We start from the raw sequence: 20,942 nt of genomic DNA, 5'->3' as shown, positions 1-20,942 counted from the left end.
CATTGATGTCGACTGACCCACCGCTTTCGCGAGCAAGCCCGCTCCCACAGGTAACGCGTAACGCCACAGATGACCGAACACCCGGCAATGCGCGACAATGCCGGCAAGTTTCAGGAGTGAATCATGAGTGAAATGATTGATACGCCGGTTGACGGCACCCTCGACGCCACCGGCCTCAACTGCCCGGAACCGGTGATGATGCTGCACCAGCACATCCGTGACCTGGTGCCCGGCGGCCTGCTCAAGGTGATTGCCACCGACCCGTCGACCCGTCGCGACATTCCCAAGTTCTGCGTGTTTCTCGACCACGAACTGGTGGCGCAGCACGAAGAGGCCGGCACCTACCTCTACTGGATCCGCAAGAAACTCGCTTAACCCGCCGACTGGCTAATGCGAATCCGCTTGCGTGCACTGCGCGTCAGGCGGATCGACAGCATCAGTGCCGCGCAACTCAAGCCCACGATCAAACCCTGCCACAGTCCGCTCGGGCCGCTCGGCGCGCCGAACCAATCGGTCAGGCCCAACGCGTAACCCACCGGCAAACCAATCCCCCAGTAAGCGAACAGCGTCAGGATCATCGTCACCCGAGTGTCCTGATAGCCGCGCAACGCGCCGGCAGCCGTCACCTGGATCGCATCGGAAAACTGGAACAGCGCTGAATACACAATCAGCATTGCCGCGACATGAATCACCGTCGGATCAGACGTGTAGATCGTTGCGATGTGTTCACGCAGCAACAGCATCATGCTCGCGGAGATGCACGCATAGGCCAGCGCCGTGCCCATGCCGACACCGGCGGCGAAGCGTGCTTCGCGCGGCTCCTGACGGCCGAGCGCCTGGCCGACCCGCACGGTCACGGCCATGCCGAGGGAGTAGGGAATCATGAACACCAGCGAGCTGAAGTTCAGCGCGATCTGATGCCCGGCCACGACCGTCGCGCCGAGGCTACCGATCAGCAGCGCAATCACCGCGAAGATGCTCGACTCGGCGAACACCGCGATGCCGATCGGCAGGCCGATACCCAGCAGGCGTTTGATCACCGACCACTGCGGCCAGTCGAAACGGCTGAACAACTCACTCGACTGATACGCCGGCGCCCAGCGCTCCCACCCGGCCATGCCCAGGGCCATCACCCACATCACGATCGCCGTGGCCCAGCCGCAACCGACACCGCCCATGGCCGGCACACCGAAGTGGCCATAGATGAAGATGTAGTTCAGCGGAATGTTCAGCGCCAGCCCGCACAGGCCCAACACCATGGCCGGACGCGTGCGCCCCAGGCCATCACTGAAGCAGCGCAGCACATGGTAGAACGCAACGGCGGGCAAACCGCTGGCGATGCCATGCAGGTATTGCATGCACGGGCCGATCAATTCGGGATCGACCTTCATGATGTGCAAAATCGGTTCGGCGCTGAACAACATGCCGGTCGACATCAAGCCCACCACCAATGCCAGCCACAGTGCCTGGCGCACAATCGGGCCGATCTCGCTGTGGGTGCCAGCGCCGAAACGCTGGGCGACTTTCGGGGTCGTGGCCAGCAGCGTGCCGGTCATCAACAGAAACACCGGCACCCAGATCGAGTTGCCCAGCGCCACCGCCGCAAGATCCCGTGGCCCGACCCGGCCCGCCATCACCGCATCGACAAAGCCCATGGCGGTGGTCGCCAGTTGCGCGATCATGATCGGCAAGGCCAGGCCGAGCAGGTTTTTCAGCTCCAGGCGAACCCGGGCCGGGCGGGTGAGAGAAGTAGCGGCGAGGCGGTCAGTCACGGAATTCAAGGGCGAAACGTCCAAAGATGTTGATGCGCAAGGCGGCGCATTCTACGCCCTGACGCAGTGGTCAGGAAAAGTCCTGTGTTGCGGATTTGTAATCACCGACCCGGTTTTATGCCGAGCGCTATTGTGGCGAGGGAGCTTGCTCCCGCTGGGTCGCGCAGCGGCCCCGATTCAAGCGACCTGGTTTCAACAGGTACACCGCGTGCAAAGGTTTTGGGACTGCTGCGCAGTCCAGCGGGAGCAAGCTCCCTCGCCACAGGGCGCGTGATGACCGCTAATGCCTGCTGGCCCACTACGGCCATCTCCGCCTACACTGCCGATCCGCCAAAGGAGCCTGCCATGCTGATTGTTGCCGACGAAAATATCCCGCTGCTCGATGCCTTCTTCGAAGGTTTCGGTGAAATCCGCCGGGTGCCGGGACGCTCCATTGACCGCGCCACCGTCGAACAGGCCGATGTGCTGCTGGTGCGCTCGGTGACCAACGTTAACCGCGCGTTGCTCGAAGGCAGCAAAGTACGCTTTGTCGGCACTTGCACCATCGGCACGGATCACCTGGATCTGGATTACTTTCAGCGGGCCGGCATCACCTGGTCCAGCGCACCCGGCTGCAATGCCCGTGGCGTGGTCGACTACGTACTGGGCAGTCTGCTGACCCTGGCCGAAATCGAAGGCGCCGACCTGACTCAGCGCACCTACGGCGTCGTCGGTGCCGGTGAAGTGGGCGGCCGCTTGGTCAAGGTTCTGCAAGGTCTGGGCTGGAACGTGCTGGTCTGCGATCCGCCAAGACAAGCCGCTGAAGGTGGCGATTACGTCAGTCTCGAACAGATCATCGAGCAGTGCGACGTCATCAGCCTGCACACGCCGTTGAAGAAACACGGCGCCCAGTCGACCTGGCATCTGTTCGATAAAAACCGTTTGAGCCAGCTCAAACCCGGCACCTGGCTGATCAACGCCAGTCGTGGCCCGGTGGTCGACAACGCCGCGCTGCGCCAGGTACTGCTGCAACGCGAAGACCTGCAAGCAGTGCTGGATGTCTGGGAAGGTGAGCCTGAGGTCGATGTGGCACTGGCCGAACTCTGTGTGCTGGCGACGCCGCACATTGCTGGTTACAGCCTCGACGGCAGACAGCGTGGGACCGCGCAGATTTATCAGGCGTATTGCGATTTTCTCGGGCAAGCGGCCCAGATCAGCTTGAACGATTTGCTGCCCGCACCCTGGTTGTCGCAAGTGACCTTGAACGCTAACAGCGATCCGGCCTGGTCGCTGGCCATGTTGTGCCGCGGCGTGTACGACCCGCGCCGCGACGATGCGGATTTCCGTCGCAGCCTTGTCGGCAATGTGAGCGAGCAGCGCGCGGCGTTCGATTTACTGCGCAAGCATTATCCGCTGCGGCGTGAGATTGATGGGTTGGCGGTGCGGATCGAGGGTGATTCGCCTGAGTTGCTGAAGATAGTGGCAGCCTTGGGCGCAACGGCAATCTAAAGGTCCTGACCAGCTCCTACCTAAGCCACATAAACAAGCACCCATAAAAAACCCGGCCATCAGAGGCCGGGTCAAGAAGACGGTGGCTATATCACTTTTGTTCGGCAGGCTTGACCAATCGCTTTTCCAGTTCGCGGCAAGCGTCCTGGATCATGCCTTCAGTGATCGGTACTTCGCGCCCATCCTTATCGATAATCGAGCAACCCAGAGACTGGTCTGGCTGTGTGCGGATCACTTCAATCTTGTCTTCGCTGCTGTTTTGCAAGGACATTGCCTGTCTCCTCATCAGGTTGTGTGCTTACTGTAGAACCGCCAGGTGACCGGGCTGTGACAACTCCCTGCGATCTTTCCAGGGGCGGTCGCATCAGTCCACCAGAAATACGGCGGTGTTGCCACCCGGACTTTAGACCAATACCGTCTAGGTCCTAGGCTTTGCGGTCATATTTAACCTGACTCATTATGATTTACAGCGTTCAAGCCCATCGACCGGTGTAGGCTTGATCGCGTCAAACCCTACTGGTTGCGCCATCGAATGATCTCCATCCTCTCTTCCCGTCAACGGCGCGCCATGCGCCTGGCCCTGCGATTCATCGCGCCTTATCGCTGGCCGGCCGTCGGCGCCTTGCTCGCATTGATCGTCACGGCGGGCATCACCTTGTCCATGGGGCAGGGGATTCGCTTGCTGGTGGATCAGGGTTTCATGACCCAGTCGCCACATTTGCTCAATCAGTCCATCGTTCTGTTTATGTTGCTGGTGGTCGGGCTGGCGATTGGCACCTTCGCGCGTTTTTACCTGGTTTCATGGATCGGTGAGCGCGTCGTCGCGGACATCCGCCGTCAAGTGTTCAACCATCTGATTTACCTGCACCCAGGATTCTACGAAGCCAACCGCAGCTCCGAGATCCAGTCGCGGTTGACCGCTGACACCACGCTGCTGCAATCGGTGATCGGCTCTTCGCTGTCGCTGTTTTTGCGCAATCTGTTGATGGTGATCGGCGGGATCGTCCTGCTGTTTATCACCAACCCCAAGCTCACCAGCATCGTGGTGGTCGCGTTGCCGTTGGTGATCGCGCCGATCCTGATTTTCGGCCGTCGGGTGCGTAGCCTGTCGCGCCTGAGCCAGGACCGGATTGCCGATATCGGCAGCTATGTTTCCGAAACCCTGGGCCAGATCAAAACCGTGCAGGCCTACAACCATCAGGTCCAGGACGAGCAGCGCTTCGCCGTAACGGTAGAGGAGGCCTTCAACACCGCTCGCAAGCGGATCTTCCAGCGGGCCTGGCTGATTACCCTGGTGATCGTGCTGGTGCTTGGCGCGGTCGGGGTGATGCTCTGGGTCGGCGGAATGGATGTCATCGCCGGGCGAATTTCCGCGGGTGAGCTGGCGGCGTTCGTGTTTTACAGCCTGATCGTCGGCAGCGCATTCGGCACGTTGAGCGAAGTGATCGGCGAACTGCAGCGTGCCGCTGGCGCCGCCGAGCGGATAGCCGAGTTGCTGCGCTCGGAAAACATCATCCGGCCACCGACCACTGACCTGGTGACCTTGCCTGAACGGGTGAAGGGTGACCTGGTGCTGCAAGACGTGCGCTTTTCCTACCCGTCGCGTCCCGAAAGCTATGCGGTCGATGGTTTGAATCTGATGATCAATGCCGGTGAAACCCTCGCGTTGGTCGGGCCTTCCGGTGCCGGCAAGTCGACGGTGTATGACTTGCTGCTGCGCTTTTACGACCCGGCCGAAGGACGCATCCTGCTCGATGGCGTGCCGCTGACTCAACTCGATCCGTTGGACCTGCGCCGCTGCTTCGCCCTGGTCTCGCAATCCCCGGCGCTGTTCTTTGGCAGCATCGAAGAGAACATCCGCTACGGCAACCCGACGGCCACCCTGGCCCAGGTTCAGGAAGCGGCGAAAATCGCTTACGCCCACGACTTCATCGAACAAATGCCCAACGGCTACCAGACCCACCTTGGCGACGGTGGCCTCGGTTTGTCCGGTGGTCAACGCCAACGTCTGGCCATCGCCCGGGCGTTGCTGGTGGACGCGCCGATCCTGCTGCTGGACGAAGCCACCAGCGCCCTTGACGCCCAGAGCGAACACCTGATCCAGCAAGCCCTGCCGAGCCTGATGAAAAACCGCACCACGCTGGTCATCGCCCACCGGCTGGCCACGGTGAAAAACGCTGACCGGATCGCGGTGATGGACCAAGGGAAACTGGTGGCGGTGGGGACGCATCAGGAATTGATTGCGAGCAATGCGCTGTATGCGCGGTTGGCGGCGTTGCAGTTCAGTGATGGGCACAGCGCTCTCACCGACCCAGTAACCGACTAAGTAATCGACCCAGTAGAGCCCCCAAAAAAAATGCCCGCATCAATCGATGCGGGCATTTTTGTCAGTGCTTCAAAGCAGGTTCATTGATCGTCAAAGTAGCGCTCATGCCAATCCACCAGCGGTTGCGGTGAGTTGAGCTTCTGGCCGTAGATCACCGAGTACGACAGCACGTTTTGCACGTACTGACGGGTTTCGTCGAACGGGATGCTTTCCACCCAGACGTCGAAGCTCAGGTGGTCCGCACCGCGCAGCCACTGACGCACGCGGCCGGGGCCGGCGTTGTAGGCGGCGGAGGCGAGGACGCGGTTGCCGTTGAACTGGCTGTGAACCTGGCTCAGGTAAGCGGCGCCGAGCTGGATGTTCTTGTCCGGATCGAACACTTGCTGCGGCGAGGCCAGTGGAATGCTGAACTTGCGCGCAGTTTCCTTGGCGGTGCCGGGCATGAGTTGCATCAGGCCACTGGCGCCGACGCCGGAGCGGGCGTCGTCCATGAAGGCACTTTCCTGGCGGGTGATGGCGAACACCCAGCTCGAATGCAGGCCACGAACCTTGGCTTCGCGCACCAGGGTTTCGCGGTGGGCCATCGGGAAGCGGATGTCCAGGTCGTCCCAGTACTGCGCCTGACTGATGGTGCGGATCGCCGGGAAATACCATTTCAGGTCGTACGCCAGTTTCGCCTGGGCGACCATTTCGTCGCGGCTGAAGTGGCGGCTGACGTGGTACCACTCGCGGCGACCATCGACGATCTGCCCGCGAGCGTGAAACTCAAGTGCCCGACGCACGCCTGGGGTATTGCGGACCTTGTTGATCAGTGCCTGGCTCAATACCAAGGGTTTGTTGACCAGCGAATAAGGTGATTGCGAACGATCAGCGGCGAGGAAGCCATAGAAATCCCGCTCACGAGCCAGGTTCTTGTAGAGCGCTTGCGCTTCCGGGTTCTGCGGCTGCGCCAGTTCCAGGCTGCGGGCCTGCCAGTAGCGCCAGCGGTTGGTGGTCGCCAGATCCTGCGGCAAGCGGCGAGTCAGCTGATAGGCGTCGTCCCAGCGGGCCAGGCGCAGCAGCAGACGCAAGCGCCATTCGGACACGGTGTTGTCGCGCAGCTCCGGATCGTACTTGGTCATCACGTCCAGCGCGCGAGGGTCGAAGCGGCGGGCGAGGGTCAAGCCGATTTCACGGGCGATGGCCACTTTCTCATCACGGGAGAAGTGCATGCTGCTGGCGTAACCGTCGAGCAGCTCCATGGCCTTGTCCGGGTCTTGCTTGGCCAAGCGGCGCAGGCCGAGGCTGACGATGTCAGACATCGGTTCATCGGCCGGGATGAAGCGCGACGGCTGGTTGAGCAGTTCGGGTTTCTGCGCCACATCAATCAGCAAGCGACCGCGAGGGGCGAGGGTGGTCAGGCCGTTGACCAGGCTGTTGGCCAGCGGATAGTTGCGCGCCTGGGCGGCGAGCTTGGTGCGCTCCCAGCGTTTTTGCTCGGTCAGTTGCCCTTCGGCGGCCCATTGCCCGAACAGCGGGTCGCAAGCCTCAGGTTGGGATTTGCCGGTCAGCCAGAGTTTATTGGCGTTGGCGTAGCCTTCGGCTTTCTGGTTATGCCCGATCTGATACTGCGCGTTCAGGCAGTCCAGTTCGGTGAAATTGAGCTTGGGGTCGTAGTACCTGACGAAGGTCGCCCAGTCGCCGCGTTCTGCCAGCCAGCGTAACCAGCGCAATTTCATCCAGTTGGCCTGGGGCAGGTCACCGTGCTCGGCGAGGAATTTCTCGATTTCGGCATTGCTCGCGGTTTTAAGGCGAGCGGTCAGTTCGTCATACGCCAGGTACGGTTCCAGCGGGTAATCGCTGAGGGCCTGGCTGTAACGGAAATAAGGACCGGTATCCCCCTTGGCGAGGGCACGTTTGGCTTCATCGTAATACTGGCGTTGGGTGGACAGGTCCACCGCCTGGGCGGTTTGAACGGCAGTGGCAGAAAGAAGAAAACAGGATAAAAGACTGAAAAGGCGACTGCGCATGAGACGTCCGGGCAGAGAAATCATGACAAGCGCGGACAATGCCCGCGCTGAATTGTCTGTAGCTTAGCCTTTTGCCAGCAGCCGGCGAAAGCTTTGCCGGCCTGTCAGCATCAGTTCGCAACATTTGTCATGCAGAGTGTCGCGAAGGTGAAATTGCCGGCCTTCTGAAGCCTCAAGTCAGGTAGAATGCGCGCCCGGTTTTTGGAGAAGCTCATGACCCTGCTCAAATTCAGCGATGTGTCCCTTGCTTTCGGCGCTATGCCGTTGTTGGACAAGGTGTCCTGGCAGATCGCCCGTGGTGAGCGGGTGTGCATCATCGGCCGCAATGGCACTGGCAAGTCCAGCATGATGAAGCTCGTCAAGGGCGACCAGAAGCCTGATGACGGCTCCGTTTGGCGCGCACCTGGCCTCAAGATTGGCGAATTGCCGCAAGAATTGCCGGTAGCCGACGAGCGGACCGTGTTCGACGTAGTGGCCGAAGGCCTGGACGGTGTCGGCGAGCTGCTCGCGCAGTATCACCACCTCAGCCAGAACATCGTCACCGACGCCGACCTGGACAAACTGATGCACGTCCAGCACGACCTCGAAGCCCGTGACGGCTGGCGTTTGCAGCAACTGGTCGACAGCACGTTGAGCCGTCTGCAGTTGCCGGCCGACAAGACCCTCGCCGAGTTGTCCGGCGGCTGGCGTCGTCGCGTCCTGCTGGCTCAGGCTCTGGTTTCCGAACCCGATCTGCTGCTGCTCGACGAACCGACCAACCACCTGGACATCGGTGCAATTGCCTGGCTCGAAGAAGCGCTGAAGGATTTCCAGGGCGCCGTGCTGTTCATCACGCACGACCGTTCATTCCTGCAGAACCTTGCAACCCGCATTCTCGAACTGGACCGCGGTGGCCTGATCGACTGGAACGGCGACTACGCGAGTTTCCTCGTGCACAAAGAAGCGTCGCTGGCGGCTGAAGAAACCGCCAACGCGCTGTTCGACAAAAAACTGGCCCAGGAAGAAGTCTGGATCCGCCAGGGCATCAAGGCCCGTCGCACCCGTAACGAAGGCCGCGTCCGCGCATTGAAAGCCTTGCGCGTCGAGCGTAGCGAACGTCGTGAGCGCACCGGCAAGGCCAACATTCAACTGGACACCGCTGACAAGTCCGGCAAACAGGTTATGGTCCTCGAGAACGTGAGCTTTGCTCACCCGGGCGGCCCGTTCCTGATCAAGGATTTCTCGATGGTCCTGACGCGCGGCGACCGTATCGGTCTGCTCGGCGCCAACGGCACCGGCAAAACCACTCTGCTGAAGCTGATGCTCAGCGGTCTGCAGCCAACCAGCGGCACAGTGGAAGAGGGGACGCGCATCGACGTGGCCTACTTCGACCAGTTGCGCCATCAACTGGACCTGGAAAAGACCGTGATCGACAACGTTGCGGAAGGTCGCGACTTCATCGATATCGATGGTCAGAGCCGTCACGTGCTGAGCTACCTCGGCGATTTCCTGTTCAGCCCGCAGCGTGCCCGCACGCCGGTGAAGGCGCTTTCAGGTGGTGAACGTGCGCGTCTGTTGCTGGCGAAACTGTTCAGCAAACCGGCGAACCTGCTGGTCCTCGACGAACCGACCAACGACCTTGACGTCGAAACTCTCGAGTTGCTGGAAGAGGTCTTGCTGACCTTCAACGGCACCGTGCTGATGGTCAGCCACGACCGGGCATTCCTCGACAACGTGGTCACCAGCACCCTGGTCTTCGAAGGTGAAGGCAAGGTTCGCGAATACGTCGGTGGTTATCAGGACTGGTTGCGTCAGGGCGGCTCGCCGCGCCTGCTGGGCGTGACCGAGAGCAAGTCCGGCAAGGCCGACCTGACCTCCGCTGTCGTGACGGCCGAAGCTGCGCCAGTTGCTGCTGTCGTCGAAGCGCCGGTGGCGAAGAAGAAGCTCAGCTACAAGTTGCAGCGTGAGCTGGAAATGTTGCCGGGTCAGATCGAAGCCATGGAGCAGCAGATCGCTACCGTTGAGGCGCAAATGGCCGATGCCGGTTTTTATCAGCGTCCTGCTGCCGAGACCGCTGCAGTGATCGCTCAGTTGGAGCAGTTGCAGGCTGAGCACGACGTAATGGTCGAGCGCTGGGCCGAGCTGGATGCCTGATTGATCCTGCTATAAAAAAGCCCGGCGTTCAGTGATGAGCGCCGGGCTTTTTGTAGGCGCTGTGGTTTAGCTTTTGATCAGGCGCACCGCGAGCACATCACAGGGCGCACCATGCAGCACGTCATTGGCAGTCGAACCCAGCAGCAATGCCAGGCCGTGTCGGCCATGGCTGCCCACCACGATCAGGTCGCAGGTTTGTTCCTTGGCCAGGTGGTGGATCTCCTGGCGTGGCTGGCCGTAGGTCAGGTGGCTGTATTCCTTGGAGAGTTCCGGATACTTCACGATCAGCCGGTCCAGGCGTTCCTTGGCCTGATCGAACTGCTGTTGTTGCAGTTGTGACAGGTCCATGGGCACGTCGCCGCCAAAGGCCATGGCCATCGGCTCGACAATGTGCACCAGGGACAGCTTCGCCCCGTTGCTCACCGACAGTTCGCGAGCGCGGTGGATTACAGGATCGCACTCTTCGGTTAGATCTACAGCGACCAGAATGTGGTTGTAGGGCATGAGGTGCTCCTCCTGAGGGTTGCAATATTGGTAAGTATGGCTGGTTTCAAGCGCATTGTTTTCAAAGTGACTCAATGCGCTCATCAAGAATCGGGAGTACAGATATGACGGTCTGGATAGTGGTGTCAATCATGTTGGTGGTGCTGAGTCCGCTGGCATGGTTGCGGCCGTCGCGCCACCAGAGCGGCCGCATGGCCCTGCGCATGGAGGCGCGACGCATCGGTTTGGCGATGCAACTGGCGCCTCAGGAGTGGCCACACTGGCTGAGCCAGGAGCCACCGAGCCCTTGCGCCCAGTACCATCGACCGCGGCGTGGCAATCGGCCGGCGTGCTGGAGTTACTGGCAAAAAGCGCCGGGTGTGTGGGTCAATCAATGGCAGGAGGTCTGCGAGGAACCGGCGTTGCTGATTCATTTCGAAAAGTTGCCAGACAACGTTTACAAGGTCGAAGCAGACAAGCAGATGATCACGTTGTATTGGGGCGAGAAGGGCGAAGCGACGGTTTTGCAGGATATTGATGCGGTGCTGAAGGCGCTGGCATAAATCGCGGAAATTTCGCGCCGCAATGGCGCGAAACGTCTGGCAGACAGGCAATAAAAAGCCCGACATCATCATCGGGCTGGAGTTGGCCAGGCAGGCCGGTAATTCTGTGTGGCGCTGATATTACGCTGGGCATTCGCCAAAAGCGTTCATGTTTTTTCCTCAAAGTCCCGCCAGCGTAGCTTGTTAAACAAAGGCTGCAGCGAATTAGGGCGACTTTTCTAACTATTGATCCTATGAATGGACTCACATGCAGCCGCGTGTTGCAGGGCTTCGCGGTTCGGAAATGACCGGAAAGTCGAGTTTCAACCCGTATTTTGGGCGATTGACAATTGTCGGAAATTCCGTGAAGGTGACGTACCCAAATCAAACGGGCGTATGAATTGAGCGTTTGTATTACAAACCGCTCCTACAGAATCCCGACTATCGCGTTGGCGGGTGTGCCGGGTGAATGGGCGTAGCATTGACGTTAAACGTCCTTGCCGAGCCATTCACCTGCGTCCGACGTGTACTGTTCAGCTTCCATATCGTGGAGATCAGTTGATGATTTACGAAGGTAAAGCCATCACGGTTAAGGCTCTTGAAAGTGGCATCGTCGAATTGAAATTCGACCTCAAGGGTGAGTCCGTCAACAAGTTCAACCGTCTAACCCTGAACGAACTGCGTCAGGCCGTAGACACCATCAAGGCAGATGCTTCGATCAAGGGTGTGATCGTCAGCAGTGGCAAGGACGTGTTCATCGTCGGCGCCGACATCACCGAATTTGTCGAAAACTTCAAGCTGCCTGATGCAGAGCTTGTTGCTGGCAACCTGGAAGCCAACAAGATTTTCAGCGATTTCGAAGACCTCAACGTCCCGACTGTCGCCGCGATCAACGGTATCGCCCTGGGCGGCGGTCTGGAAATGTGCCTGGCGGCGGACTACCGCGTCATGTCCACCAAGGCCAAGATCGGTCTGCCGGAAGTGAAACTGGGCATCTACCCGGGCTTCGGCGGTACCGTGCGCCTGCCGCGCATCATCGGTGCCGACAACGCCATCGAATGGATTGCCTCCGGCAAGGAAAACCGTCCTGAAGACGCGCTGAAAGTCGGCGCAGTCGACGCAGTGGTAGCTCCCGAGAAACTGCAGGAAGCTGCTCTGGAGCTGATCAAGCGCGCCATCTCAGGCGAGTTCGACTACAAGGCCAAGCGTCAGCCGAAGCTCGAAAAGCTCAAGCTCAACGCCATCGAGCAAATGATGTCGTTCGAAACCGCCAAGGGTTTCGTGGCCGGTCAAGCGGGCCCGAACTACCCGGCACCGGTCGAAGCGATCAAAACTATCCAGAAAGCCGCAAACTTCGGTCGCGACAAGGCGCTGGAAGTCGAAGCCAACGGTTTCGTCAAACTGGCCAAGACCTCTGCCGCGCAGAGCTTGATCGGTCTGTTCCTGAACGATCAGGAACTGAAGAAAAAGGCCAAGGCCTACGACGAAATCGCCAAAGAAGTGAAGCAGGCTGCCGTATTGGGTGCCGGCATCATGGGTGGCGGTATCGCTTATCAGTCGGCTTCCAAAGGGACGCCGATCCTGATGAAGGACATCAACGAGCACGGCATCGAGCAAGGTCTGGCTGAAGCTGCCAAATTGCTGGTGGGCCGCGTTGATAAAGGTCGCATGACCCCTGCGAAAATGGCTGAAGTGCTCAACGGCATTCGTCCGACCTTGTCCTACGGTGATTTCGGTCACGTTGACCTGGTGGTTGAAGCGGTCGTCGAGAACCCTAAGGTCAAGCAAGCTGTTCTGGCTGAAGTCGAAGGTAAGGTCAAAGAGGACACCATCCTCGCGTCCAACACCTCGACCATTTCCATCACCTTGCTGGCCAAGGCCCTCAAGCGTCCGGAAAACTTCGTCGGCATGCACTTCTTCAACCCGGTGCACATGATGCCGCTGGTTGAAGTGATCCGTGGCGAGAAGTCCAGCGAAGTGGCTGTTGCCACCACCGTTGCCTACGCCAAGAAAATGGGCAAGAACCCGATTGTCGTCAACGACTGCCCGGGCTTCCTGGTCAACCGTGTGTTGTTCCCGTACTTCGGCGGTTTCGCCAAACTGGTCAGCGCCGGAGTGGACTTCGTCCGTATCGACAAGATTATGGAAAAATTCGGCTGGCCAATGGGCCCGGCGTACCTGATGGACGTGGTTGGCATCGACACCGGTCACCATGGTCGTGACGTGATGGCTGAAGGCTTCCCGGACCGCATGAAAGACGACCGTCGTTCGGCCGTCGACGTGCTCTACGAAGCCAAGCGCCTGGGCCAGAAGAACGGCAAAGGCTTCTACGCCTACGAGACCGACAAGCGCGGCAAGCAGAAGAAAGTCGCCGATCCGTCGGTACTGGAAGTGCTCAAGCCGATCGTCTTTGAACAGCTTGAAGTCACTGACGAAGACATCATCAACTGGATGATGATCCCGCTGTGCCTGGAAACCGTGCGCTGCCTGGAAGACGGCATTGTCGAAACCGCTGCCGAAGCCGACATGGGTCTGGTCTACGGTATTGGTTTCCCTCCATTCCGTGGCGGTGCGCTGCGCTACATCGATTCGATCGGTGTTGCAGAGTTCGTTGCCCTGGCTGACCAGTACGCTGATTTGGGCGCGCTGTACCACCCGACCGCAAAACTGCGTGCAATGGCCAAAACCGGCCAGCGGTTCTTCGGTTAAGCGCCCCCAACTAGAGTGAGAGTGAATATATGAGCTTGAATCCTAGAGACGTCGTGATTGTCGACTTCGGTCGTACTCCGATGGGCCGCTCCAAGGGCGGCATGCACCGCAACACCCGCGCCGAAGACATGTCGGCGCACCTGATCAGTAAACTGCTGGAACGCAACGTCAAGGTTGATCCGAGCGAAGTCGAAGACGTGATCTGGGGCTGCGTAAACCAGACCCTGGAGCAGGGCTGGAACATCGCCCGCATGGCGTCCCTGATGACTCAGATCCCGCACACCGCTGCCGGCCAGACCGTCAGCCGTCTGTGTGGTTCGTCGATGAGCGCTCTGCACACTGCGGCGCAAGCGATCATGACCGGCAACGGTGACGTGTTCGTGGTTGGCGGCGTCGAGCATATGGGTCACGTGAGCATGATGCACGGTGTCGACCCGAACCCGCACATGTCGCTGCACGCGGCGAAAGCCTCGGGCATGATGGGTTTGACCGCTGAAATGCTGGGTAAAATGCACGGCATTACTCGCGAACAACAGGACGCTTTCGGCGTGCGCTCCCACCAGCTCGCCCACAAGGCGACCCTGGAAGGCAAGTTCAAAGACGAAATCATCCCGATGCAAGGCTACGACGAGAATGGTTTCCTGAAACTGTTCGACTACGACGAAACCATTCGTCCGGAAACTACCCTGGAAAGCCTGGCAGCTCTGAAGCCAGCGTTCAACCCTAAGGGCGGCACCGTGACAGCCGGTACTTCGTCGCAAATCACCGATGGTGCTTCGTGCATGATCGTGATGTCGGCGCAGCGTGCACAAGACCTGGGCATTCAGCCTATGGCGGTGATTCGTTCGATGGCAGTGGCAGGTGTGGACCCGGCAATCATGGGCTATGGTCCAGTACCGGCCACACAAAAAGCACTGAAGCGCGCGGGTCTTGGCATTAACGATATCGACTTCTTCGAGCTCAACGAAGCTTTCGCCGCACAGGCCCTGCCAGTGCTGAAAGATTTGAAAGTACTCGACAAGATGAACGAGAAGGTTAACCTGCACGGCGGCGCGATTGCCCTGGGTCACCCATTTGGTTGCTCCGGTGCGCGTATCTCCGGCACTCTGCTGAACGTGATGAAGCAAAATGGCGGCACCTTCGGGGTAGCTACCATGTGCATTGGTCTCGGCCAAGGCATCTCCACCGTCTTCGAACGCGTTTAAGCGTTTCGTTGAAGGAAGCCGGGGCCAAGTGCCCCGGTTTTTGTTTTTCTGAATTTATTTGTTTTTTTTTGAAAAGATTTGAGCGAGGGCCAAACCATGCCGATACAACCTGGGCTCTACCAACATTACAAAGGTCCGCAGTACCGCGTATTCAGTGTTGCGCGGCATTCGGAAACCGAAGAAGAAGTGGTCTTCTACCAAGCCCTGTATGGCGATTACGGCTTTTGGGTGCGTCCCTTGAGCATGTTCCTGGAGTCGGTCGAGGTTGACGGCGAACAGGTGCCACGCTTTGCTTTGGTGCAAGCCGAACCGAGCCTTTTTTCCAAGCCATAAGCTGAGTGCGCGCAAGACCCTGCGCTTGACCTCACCTTGTAGCCACTATATATAGCGGTGCCGCGTCAGGCGCCAACCGCCTTTCACTTCTAGAATTCAGGAATTTTCTGATCCATGGGCAAATCGCTGGTCATTGTGGAATCCCCGGCTAAGGCCAAGACCATCAACAAGTATCTGGGTAACCAATACGTGGTGAAGTCGAGTATCGGCCATATCCGAGACCTGCCCACCAGCGGTTCGGCTAGCGCCAGCAAAGAGCCAGCCGCCAAGCGCGGCAAGGCCGCTGCGGGTGAAGGTCCGGTGCTCACGCCGAAAGAGAAAGCGCGCAAGCAGCTGGTCTCGCGCATGGGTGTCGATCCCGATCATGGCTGGAAAGCCAAGTACGAGATCCTCCCGGGCAAGGAAAAGGTCATCGAAGAGCTGCGCCGGCTCGCCAAAGATGCTGACACCATCTATCTCGCAACCGACTTGGATCGCGAGGGGGAAGCCATTGCCTGGCACCTGCGCGAAGCCATTGGTGGTGACGACAGCCGCTACAAGCGCGTGGTGTTCAACGAAATCACCAAGAAAGCGATCCAGGAAGCCTTCTCCAAGCCGGGCGAGCTGGACATCGATCGTGTAAACGCACAACAAGCGCGTCGTTTCCTCGACCGCGTGGTGGGTTACATGGTTTCGCCACTGCTGTGGGCCAAGGTCGCTCGTGGCCTGTCCGCCGGTCGCGTGCAATCGGTTGCCGTGAAACTGGTGGTCGAGCGTGAGCGTGAAATCCGCGCGTTCAACCCGGAAGAGTACTGGGAAGTTCACGCCGACCTCGGTACCGCGAAGGGCGCAACCGTGCGCTTTGACGTGGCTCGCGAGAAAGGCGAAGCCTTCAAGCCGCTCAACGAAGCTCAGGCCATGGCCGCGCTGGAGAAGCTCAAGGCTTCCAGTTACAGCATCGTCAAGCGCGAAGACAAGCCGACCAGCAGCAAGCCGTCGGCGCCGTTCATCACTTCCACCCTGCAACAGGCCGCAAGTAACCGTCTGGGCTTCGGTGTGAAGAAAACCATGATGATGGCCCAGCGTCTGTACGAAGCCGGCTACATCACTTACATGCGTACCGACTCCACCAACCTCTCGGCCGATGCCGTGACGATGGCGCGTACTTATATTGAAGGCGAGTTCGGCAAGAAATACCTGCCGGAAACCCCGAATGTCTACAGCAGCAAGGAAGGCGCACAAGAGGCTCACGAAGCGATTCGCCCCTCCGATGCCAACACCGAGCCAAGCAAGCTGTCGGGCATGGAGCGCGATGCAGAGCGGCTCTACGAGCTGATCTGGCGCCAGTTCCTCGCTTGCCAGATGCTGCCGGCCCAATACCTGTCGACCACGGTCACCGTCGGTGCCGGTGACTTCGAGTTGCGCGCCAAAGGCCGCATCCTGAAGTTCGACGGTTACACCCGCGTCATGCCGCAAATCGCCAAGCCTGGCGATGACGACGTGCTGCCGGACATGGCTCAGGGCGACGCGATGAAGCTGATCAAGCTTGATCCGACCCAGCACTTCACCAAGCCGCCGGCGCGTTACTCGGAAGCGAGCCTGGTTAAAGAAATGGAAAAACGCGGCATCGGTCGTCCTTCGACCTACGCGGCGATCATTTCGACCATCCAGGATCGTGGCTACGTAGCGCTGCACAACCGTCGTTTCTACTCGGAAAAGATGGGCGACATCGTTACCGAGCGTCTGGCCGAGAGCTTCTCCAATCTCATGGACTACGGCTTCACCGCCGGCATGGAAGAGAACCTCGATGACGTGGCCCAGGGTGAGCGCGACTGGAAGAATGTGCTCGACGAGTTCTACGGTGACTTCAAGAAGAAACTTGAAGTAGCCGAAAGCGCCGAAGGCGGCATGCGCGCCAACCAACCGGTGATGACTGACATTCCGTGTGTGCTCTGCAGTCGTCCGATGCAAATTCGTACCGCATCGACCGGCGTGTTCCTCGGCTGCTCGGGCTACAGCCTGCCGCCGAAAGAGCGCTGCAAGGCCACCGTCAACCTGGTGCCAGGCGACGAAATCGCGGCGGACGACGAGGGTGAATCGGAATCGCTGGTGCTGCGTGGCAAGCACCGCTGCCCAATCTGCAGCACGGCGATGGACGCTTACCTGCTGGATGAGAAGCGCAAGCTGCACATCTGCGGTAACAACCCGGATTGCTCTGGCTACGAAATCGAAGAGGGCACTTATCGCATCAAAGGCTACGAAGGTCCGAGCCTGGAATGCGACAAGTGCGGCAGCGAGATGCAGCTCAAGACCGGCCGTTTCGGCAAGTTCTTCGGTTGCACCAATGCGACGTGCAAGAACACCCGAAAACTGCTGAAAAGCGGTGATGCAGCGCCGCCGAAGATGGATCCGGTGAAGATGCCTGAGCTGAAATGCGAAAAGGTCAACGATACCTACATTCTGCGCGACGGTGCTTCCGGCCTGTTCCTGGCGGCCAGTCAATTCCCGAAAAACCGCGAGACTCGTGCTCCGCTGGTCATGGAAATTGTGCCGCACAAGGATGAGATCGATCCGAAGTACCACTTCCTCTGCGAAGCGCCGAAGAAAGATCCGGACGGCCTGCCTGCTGTGATCCGTTACAGCCGTAAAACCAAAGAGCAGTACGTACAGACTGAAGTCGACGGTAAGCCGACTGGTTGGAAGGCGTACTACGACGGCGGCAAGTGGACGGTTGAAGACAAGCGCCCGGCGAAGACCGCTAAGGCTTAACAGGTGTTGTACTGAAAAGGCCGCATGACAACCCTCGGGTTTTCATGCGGCCTTTTTGTTTTGTGCTTGCGGGAAGCGGAGCTGATCCACGACACTGTCTGACCTGCGTGAAGCAATTATTTCGTTGTGGAGGCTGCCGTCATGGCCCACGAACTCTATACCCGTACCAACCAGAAGATTTACTTCGCCGGCCTGTCGCTGGAAGCGCTCGCCAGAGCCGAAGAGGGGCGGGCGATGAACTCCCTGGCGCTGATTCAAGCCGGACGCGAGTCAGCCTTGTTTCACCTGTACGGTGCGTTGCTGGGGCTGTGCCATGAAATCGCCGGTTTCTATCGCTTGCCTCAGGCCAATGCGCCTCGGGCAGAGTTGCTGCTGACTCGTGAAGTGCTTGAAGCCATCGCGATTCCGGAAATGGCCGAGATGGTCGAGTTGGCCAATAATTCGGAAACCTGGCTGGCCAAACTGCTGGCAGCCCACGCTGCGCTGTTTCAGCCGCCACGGGCGCCGCACAAGCCTAAGGGTGACGTGACGCAGCCGCTGATCCTGGCCGTAAACCTGGATGAAGAAGAGGCTCCACAAGAGCTGAGCCGGGAAGAGCTGGAGAGCTGGCGTCAAAACCTCAAAGGGTTGGCGATTCGGTTTCGCGAAGGTTTGAACGAGTGTTGAGGGAAGGATGACCCGATGGGTTGTCCGCTCAGGGATGAGTGCTAGCAGATATTTCTTCGCAATGACATCCGGTCAAGTTACCGAGCGAAGCCTGGCCGATGCCTATATAATCCCCGCCTTTCGTGGAGAACAGACCTTTATGCCAACGTCCTTTCTAGAAATCGTCGAGTTACCAGACGGCCGTATTGAGCTGCGCAGGGCTGAGGACGAGGGTTCTCTGGTTACTTTGGATTTCTCCGAGGATGCCAAGGCGTTCCTGCAGGGCCAGCACGTGGAAGTCGCCAAGGCGATGTTGAGCGTCGGCGTTCAGATGGCCGGACGCTTGGTTGAAGGCGATTTCAATACGGACGAGGGGACTCGGGTTCTTCATTGATCCCGCCCGTCGGTTTTTTGCTGATATCGCTACAACTTGGCTTCTCTATCCTTGGAGAAGCCCCGCGCTGTTCAATGCGCGCTTTGTTTGTCAGTTAACCCAATCGAATATTCAGGCTCTGTGCGTCCCCGATCCGGGCGGCGCTGATCAACTGTTGCCGTGAAGTTGTGCTCAATGGGTTGAGCCAGCTGACCACCGTGTGGCTGCGGCCCAGGCGCAAGGCCTCGCAGGTCAACTGCTGAGCGCTCTGAGTGCCGCGCGGTTGCAGCAGCAGGATGCGTTCGCGGTTAAGGCCGGCGTCCCGCAACCAGGCCTGGGTCAGGCTGGCGGGCGGAGCGATCAGCGTCAGCCAGCGCGCGTCCTGGTCCTGACTCAGTTCCCTGAGAATCGGCGCAAGAAGGTTCAGGCAGTTCCCGGCTGCACCACGCAGCGACAGCTCACTAAAGACTTCGGGCTCGGCGCTCCAGGGGGACTCGACCACGTCTTTCAGGATCGGCGCCAATGGCTGCACCATGAAAGCCTCGAACAACGGCAGTTGGGCTTGCTGTGATGTGTGTGGGAACTGCATAAAGCCTCCTTTAGCGGCGAATGACGCCGACACTCAAGCCTTCGATCACCAGTTCCTGATCTTTCAGGTTCACTTCGATAGGGGCGAATTCAGGGTTTTCGGCAATCAACCAGACCTTGCTACCATCGCGCTTGAAACGCTTGACGGTCACTTCGTCGCCGATCCGCGCTACTACGATCTGGCCGTTGCGGGCTTCGCGGGTGGTATGCACTGCCAGCAGGTCACCGTCGAAAATGCCCACATCCTTCATGCTCATGCCATGAACACGAAGTAGATAGTCGGCGCGAGGATGGAAGAACGACGGGTTGATGTTGCAGGACTCTTCGATGTGCTGCTGGGCGAGGATCGGAGCACCGGCAGCCACTCGGCCAATGATCGGCAGGGTGGACTCGTCGGCCTTGGCTTCGAAGCCGGGGATGCGAATACCACGGGAAGCACCGGGCGTCATCTCGATCGCACCCTTGCGGGCCAGCGCCTTGAGGTGTTCTTCCGCCGCATTGGGCGACTTGAAACCCAGTTCCTGAGCGATTTCCGCGCGGGTGGGCGGGTAGCCGTTGTCTTCGAGGCAGCGTTTGATGAAGGCCAGAATCTCTGCTTGGCGTGGCGTCAGCTTTAGCATATTGATCGCTCTGTCTTTTTATACAGTGACTGGGATTATATACAGTGAAACTGTCTTGGCAATGCCCCTTTTTTTGCCGGCCGCCAGACGGTCGATAAGCCCGCTGATTCACGCTTGCGAGTTGTATGGTTAAATAGCTGACCGACCATTCCCAAAACGAACCGTCAGGCTTGACAAGGCCTGGGCTGAAACGTATGTTTCAAACAAGTGTTTGTCAGGCGGAGTAGCCATGGCCCAGTCGGAAACCGTTGAACGCATTCTTGATGCTGCCGAGCAATTGTTCGCGGAAAAAGGTTTTGCTGAAACCTCATTGCGTCTGATCACCAGCAAGGCCGGTGTCAATCTGGCGGCGGTGAACTATCACTTCGGTTCGAAGAAGGCGCTGATCCAGGCAGTTTTTTCGCGTTTTCTCGGGCCGTTCTGCTTAAGCCTTGATAAAGAGCTGGAGCGGCGTCAGGCCAAGCCGGAGAACAAGCCGACGCTTGAAGAGCTGCTGGAAATTCTCGTCGAGCAAGCCCTGGTGGTGCAACCACGCAGCGGCAACGATCTGTCGATTTTCATGCGCTTGCTGGGTCTGGCTTTCAGTCAGAGCCAAGGGCACTTGCGGCGTTATCTAGAAGACATGTACGGCAAGGTGTTCCGCCGCTACATGATGTTGGTCAACGAAGCTGCACCGCGTATTCCGCCGATCGAGCTGTTCTGGCGCGTGCACTTCATGCTCGGCGCTGCCGCGTTCAGCATGTCCGGTATCAAGGCCCTGCGCGCAATTGCCGAGACCGACTTCGGCGTCAACACCTCCATTGAGCAAGTCATGCGTCTGATGGTGCCGTTCCTGGCGGCGGGCATGCGCGCCGAAACCGGCGTGACCGATACGGCCATGGCCACTGCGCAGTTGCGTCCGCGCAGCAAATCAACTCCGGTTGCTGCCAAGGTTTAACCGCGCACGGGTGGGCGCGGCAGCTGACATC

18 protein-coding genes are annotated in these 20,942 nt (G+C 59.1%); 12 read left to right on the top strand and 6 right to left on the bottom strand.

The annotated features are described in order from the left end of the window. Positions 1-123: 123 nt before the first annotated feature. Positions 124-375 carry a sulfurtransferase TusA gene (tusA, locus tag KGB23_RS17625; protein WP_007907805.1) on the top strand — a complete coding sequence of 84 codons (252 nt, stop codon included), beginning with the start codon at positions 124-126 and terminating at the stop codon, positions 373-375. Here the strand turns inward: tusA and KGB23_RS17620 are convergent. Next, entirely contained in the window at positions 372-1,781 is a 1,410-nt protein-coding gene (locus KGB23_RS17620; RefSeq protein ID WP_223431989.1) for an MATE family efflux transporter, read from the bottom strand. The two genes, tusA and KGB23_RS17620, sit on opposite strands and share 4 nt — an antisense overlap. Positions 1,782-2,117: 336 nt before the next feature. On the opposite strand from KGB23_RS17620, the gene pdxB reads away from it, so the two are divergent. Continuing rightward, positions 2,118-3,260, top strand: a complete 1,143-nt coding sequence (pdxB, locus tag KGB23_RS17615; protein WP_223431988.1) for a 4-phosphoerythronate dehydrogenase PdxB — start codon at positions 2,118-2,120, stop codon at positions 3,258-3,260. Positions 3,261-3,351: 91 nt separating this feature from the next. Here the strand turns inward: pdxB and KGB23_RS17610 are convergent, their stop codons facing one another. Then, the gene (locus tag KGB23_RS17610) at positions 3,352-3,531 is read right to left on the bottom strand and encodes a PA1571 family protein (protein ID WP_033061931.1); all 180 of its coding nucleotides are present in this window, start codon (positions 3,529-3,531) and stop codon (positions 3,352-3,354) included. Positions 3,532-3,792: 261 nt separating this feature from the next. Between KGB23_RS17610 and KGB23_RS17605 the strand changes: the two genes are divergently transcribed. Then, positions 3,793-5,586 (top strand): ABC transporter transmembrane domain-containing protein, encoded by a 1,794-nt coding sequence (locus tag KGB23_RS17605; protein WP_223431987.1) that lies wholly within the window; start codon positions 3,793-3,795, stop codon positions 5,584-5,586. Positions 5,587-5,666: 80 nt separating this feature from the next. On the opposite strand, the gene KGB23_RS17600 is transcribed toward KGB23_RS17605, so the two are convergent. Beyond that, positions 5,667-7,595, bottom strand: coding sequence for a transglycosylase SLT domain-containing protein (locus tag KGB23_RS17600; RefSeq protein ID WP_223431986.1), 1,929 nt, complete (start codon positions 7,593-7,595; stop codon positions 5,667-5,669). A 213-nt stretch (positions 7,596-7,808) separates the two neighbouring features. Between KGB23_RS17600 and KGB23_RS17595 the strand changes: the two genes are divergently transcribed. Next, positions 7,809-9,728, top strand: coding sequence for an ATP-binding cassette domain-containing protein (locus KGB23_RS17595; RefSeq protein ID WP_046047849.1), 1,920 nt, complete (start codon positions 7,809-7,811; stop codon positions 9,726-9,728). 66 nt (positions 9,729-9,794) lie between these two features. Here KGB23_RS17595 and KGB23_RS17590 read toward each other — a convergent pair whose 3' ends face one another. Further along, complete coding sequence (locus tag KGB23_RS17590; protein ID WP_008151425.1) at positions 9,795-10,232, bottom strand: universal stress protein; 438 nt, start codon at positions 10,230-10,232, stop codon at positions 9,795-9,797. A 104-nt stretch (positions 10,233-10,336) separates the two neighbouring features. Between KGB23_RS17590 and KGB23_RS17585 the strand changes: the two genes are divergently transcribed. From KGB23_RS17585 to KGB23_RS17555, 7 genes are all read left to right on the top strand, one after another. After that, positions 10,337-10,774, top strand: coding sequence for a hypothetical protein (locus KGB23_RS17585; protein ID WP_033061927.1), 438 nt, complete (start codon positions 10,337-10,339; stop codon positions 10,772-10,774). A gap of 540 nt (positions 10,775-11,314) precedes the next feature. Then, the gene (gene fadB / locus KGB23_RS17580) at positions 11,315-13,462 is read left to right on the top strand and encodes a fatty acid oxidation complex subunit alpha FadB (RefSeq protein WP_223431985.1); all 2,148 of its coding nucleotides are present in this window, start codon (positions 11,315-11,317) and stop codon (positions 13,460-13,462) included. A gap of 29 nt (positions 13,463-13,491) precedes the next feature. Next, a complete protein-coding gene (gene fadA, locus KGB23_RS17575) occupies positions 13,492-14,667 on the top strand; it encodes an acetyl-CoA C-acyltransferase FadA (RefSeq protein WP_223431984.1) in 1,176 nt (391 codons plus the stop codon). 96 nt (positions 14,668-14,763) lie between these two features. Then, the gene (locus tag KGB23_RS17570; RefSeq protein ID WP_007953059.1) at positions 14,764-15,000 is read left to right on the top strand and encodes a DUF1653 domain-containing protein; all 237 of its coding nucleotides are present in this window, start codon (positions 14,764-14,766) and stop codon (positions 14,998-15,000) included. Between the two features lie 114 nt (positions 15,001-15,114). Beyond that, entirely contained in the window at positions 15,115-17,748 is a 2,634-nt protein-coding gene (gene topA, locus KGB23_RS17565) for a type I DNA topoisomerase (protein ID WP_223431983.1), read from the top strand. A gap of 141 nt (positions 17,749-17,889) precedes the next feature. Beyond that, entirely contained in the window at positions 17,890-18,414 is a 525-nt protein-coding gene (locus tag KGB23_RS17560; RefSeq protein WP_046047843.1) for a DUF6586 family protein, read from the top strand. Positions 18,415-18,553: 139 nt separating this feature from the next. Next, positions 18,554-18,787 carry a hypothetical protein gene (locus KGB23_RS17555; protein WP_046055277.1) on the top strand — a complete coding sequence of 78 codons (234 nt, stop codon included), beginning with the start codon at positions 18,554-18,556 and terminating at the stop codon, positions 18,785-18,787. 94 nt (positions 18,788-18,881) lie between these two features. On the opposite strand, the gene sulA is transcribed toward KGB23_RS17555, so the two are convergent. Both sulA and lexA read right to left on the bottom strand, forming a co-directional pair. Next, positions 18,882-19,355, bottom strand: a complete 474-nt coding sequence (sulA, locus tag KGB23_RS17550) for an SOS-induced cell division inhibitor SulA (RefSeq protein ID WP_008151409.1) — start codon at positions 19,353-19,355, stop codon at positions 18,882-18,884. Positions 19,356-19,365: 10 nt separating this feature from the next. Next, positions 19,366-19,974: a transcriptional repressor LexA gene (lexA, locus tag KGB23_RS17545; protein ID WP_007933171.1), complete on the bottom strand. Its 609-nt coding sequence runs from the start codon at positions 19,972-19,974 to the stop codon at positions 19,366-19,368. Between the two features lie 229 nt (positions 19,975-20,203). Here lexA and KGB23_RS17540 point away from each other — a divergent pair, with 229 nt between their 5' ends. Further along, complete coding sequence (locus KGB23_RS17540) at positions 20,204-20,911, top strand: TetR/AcrR family transcriptional regulator (protein WP_007933170.1); 708 nt, start codon at positions 20,204-20,206, stop codon at positions 20,909-20,911. The last annotated feature ends 31 nt before the right edge of the window (positions 20,912-20,942 follow it).

Source organism: Pseudomonas sp. GL-B-26, from assembly GCF_019947405.1.
In the GTDB taxonomy this organism is placed as follows: Bacteria; Pseudomonadota; Gammaproteobacteria; order Pseudomonadales; family Pseudomonadaceae; genus Aquipseudomonas.
This window is presented reverse-complemented; position numbering and strand designations above follow the sequence as displayed.

Bases quoted from the DNA above. Each gene is read 5' to 3' on its own strand.
- sulA (WP_008151409.1), bottom strand. From the start codon at position 19,355: ATGCAGTTCCCACACACATCACAGCAAGCCCAACTGCCGTTGTTCGAG.
- lexA (WP_007933171.1), bottom strand. From the start codon at position 19,974: ATGCTAAAGCTGACGCCACGCCAAGCAGAGATTCTGGCCTTCATCAAA.
- KGB23_RS17610 (WP_033061931.1), bottom strand. From the start codon at position 3,531: ATGTCCTTGCAAAACAGCAGCGAAGACAAGATTGAAGTGATCCGCACA.
- KGB23_RS17600 (WP_223431986.1), bottom strand. From the start codon at position 7,595: ATGCGCAGTCGCCTTTTCAGTCTTTTATCCTGTTTTCTTCTTTCTGCC.
- fadB (WP_223431985.1), top strand. From the start codon at position 11,315: ATGATTTACGAAGGTAAAGCCATCACGGTTAAGGCTCTTGAAAGTGGC.
- KGB23_RS17595 (WP_046047849.1), top strand. From the start codon at position 7,809: ATGACCCTGCTCAAATTCAGCGATGTGTCCCTTGCTTTCGGCGCTATG.
- topA (WP_223431983.1), top strand. From the start codon at position 15,115: ATGGGCAAATCGCTGGTCATTGTGGAATCCCCGGCTAAGGCCAAGACC.
- KGB23_RS17560 (WP_046047843.1), top strand. From the start codon at position 17,890: ATGGCCCACGAACTCTATACCCGTACCAACCAGAAGATTTACTTCGCC.
- KGB23_RS17605 (WP_223431987.1), top strand. From the start codon at position 3,793: ATGATCTCCATCCTCTCTTCCCGTCAACGGCGCGCCATGCGCCTGGCC.
- KGB23_RS17590 (WP_008151425.1), bottom strand. From the start codon at position 10,232: ATGCCCTACAACCACATTCTGGTCGCTGTAGATCTAACCGAAGAGTGC.
- fadA (WP_223431984.1), top strand. From the start codon at position 13,492: ATGAGCTTGAATCCTAGAGACGTCGTGATTGTCGACTTCGGTCGTACT.
- KGB23_RS17570 (WP_007953059.1), top strand. From the start codon at position 14,764: ATGCCGATACAACCTGGGCTCTACCAACATTACAAAGGTCCGCAGTAC.
- KGB23_RS17555 (WP_046055277.1), top strand. From the start codon at position 18,554: ATGCCAACGTCCTTTCTAGAAATCGTCGAGTTACCAGACGGCCGTATT.
- KGB23_RS17540 (WP_007933170.1), top strand. From the start codon at position 20,204: ATGGCCCAGTCGGAAACCGTTGAACGCATTCTTGATGCTGCCGAGCAA.
- tusA (WP_007907805.1), top strand. From the start codon at position 124: ATGAGTGAAATGATTGATACGCCGGTTGACGGCACCCTCGACGCCACC.
- KGB23_RS17585 (WP_033061927.1), top strand. From the start codon at position 10,337: ATGACGGTCTGGATAGTGGTGTCAATCATGTTGGTGGTGCTGAGTCCG.
- pdxB (WP_223431988.1), top strand. From the start codon at position 2,118: ATGCTGATTGTTGCCGACGAAAATATCCCGCTGCTCGATGCCTTCTTC.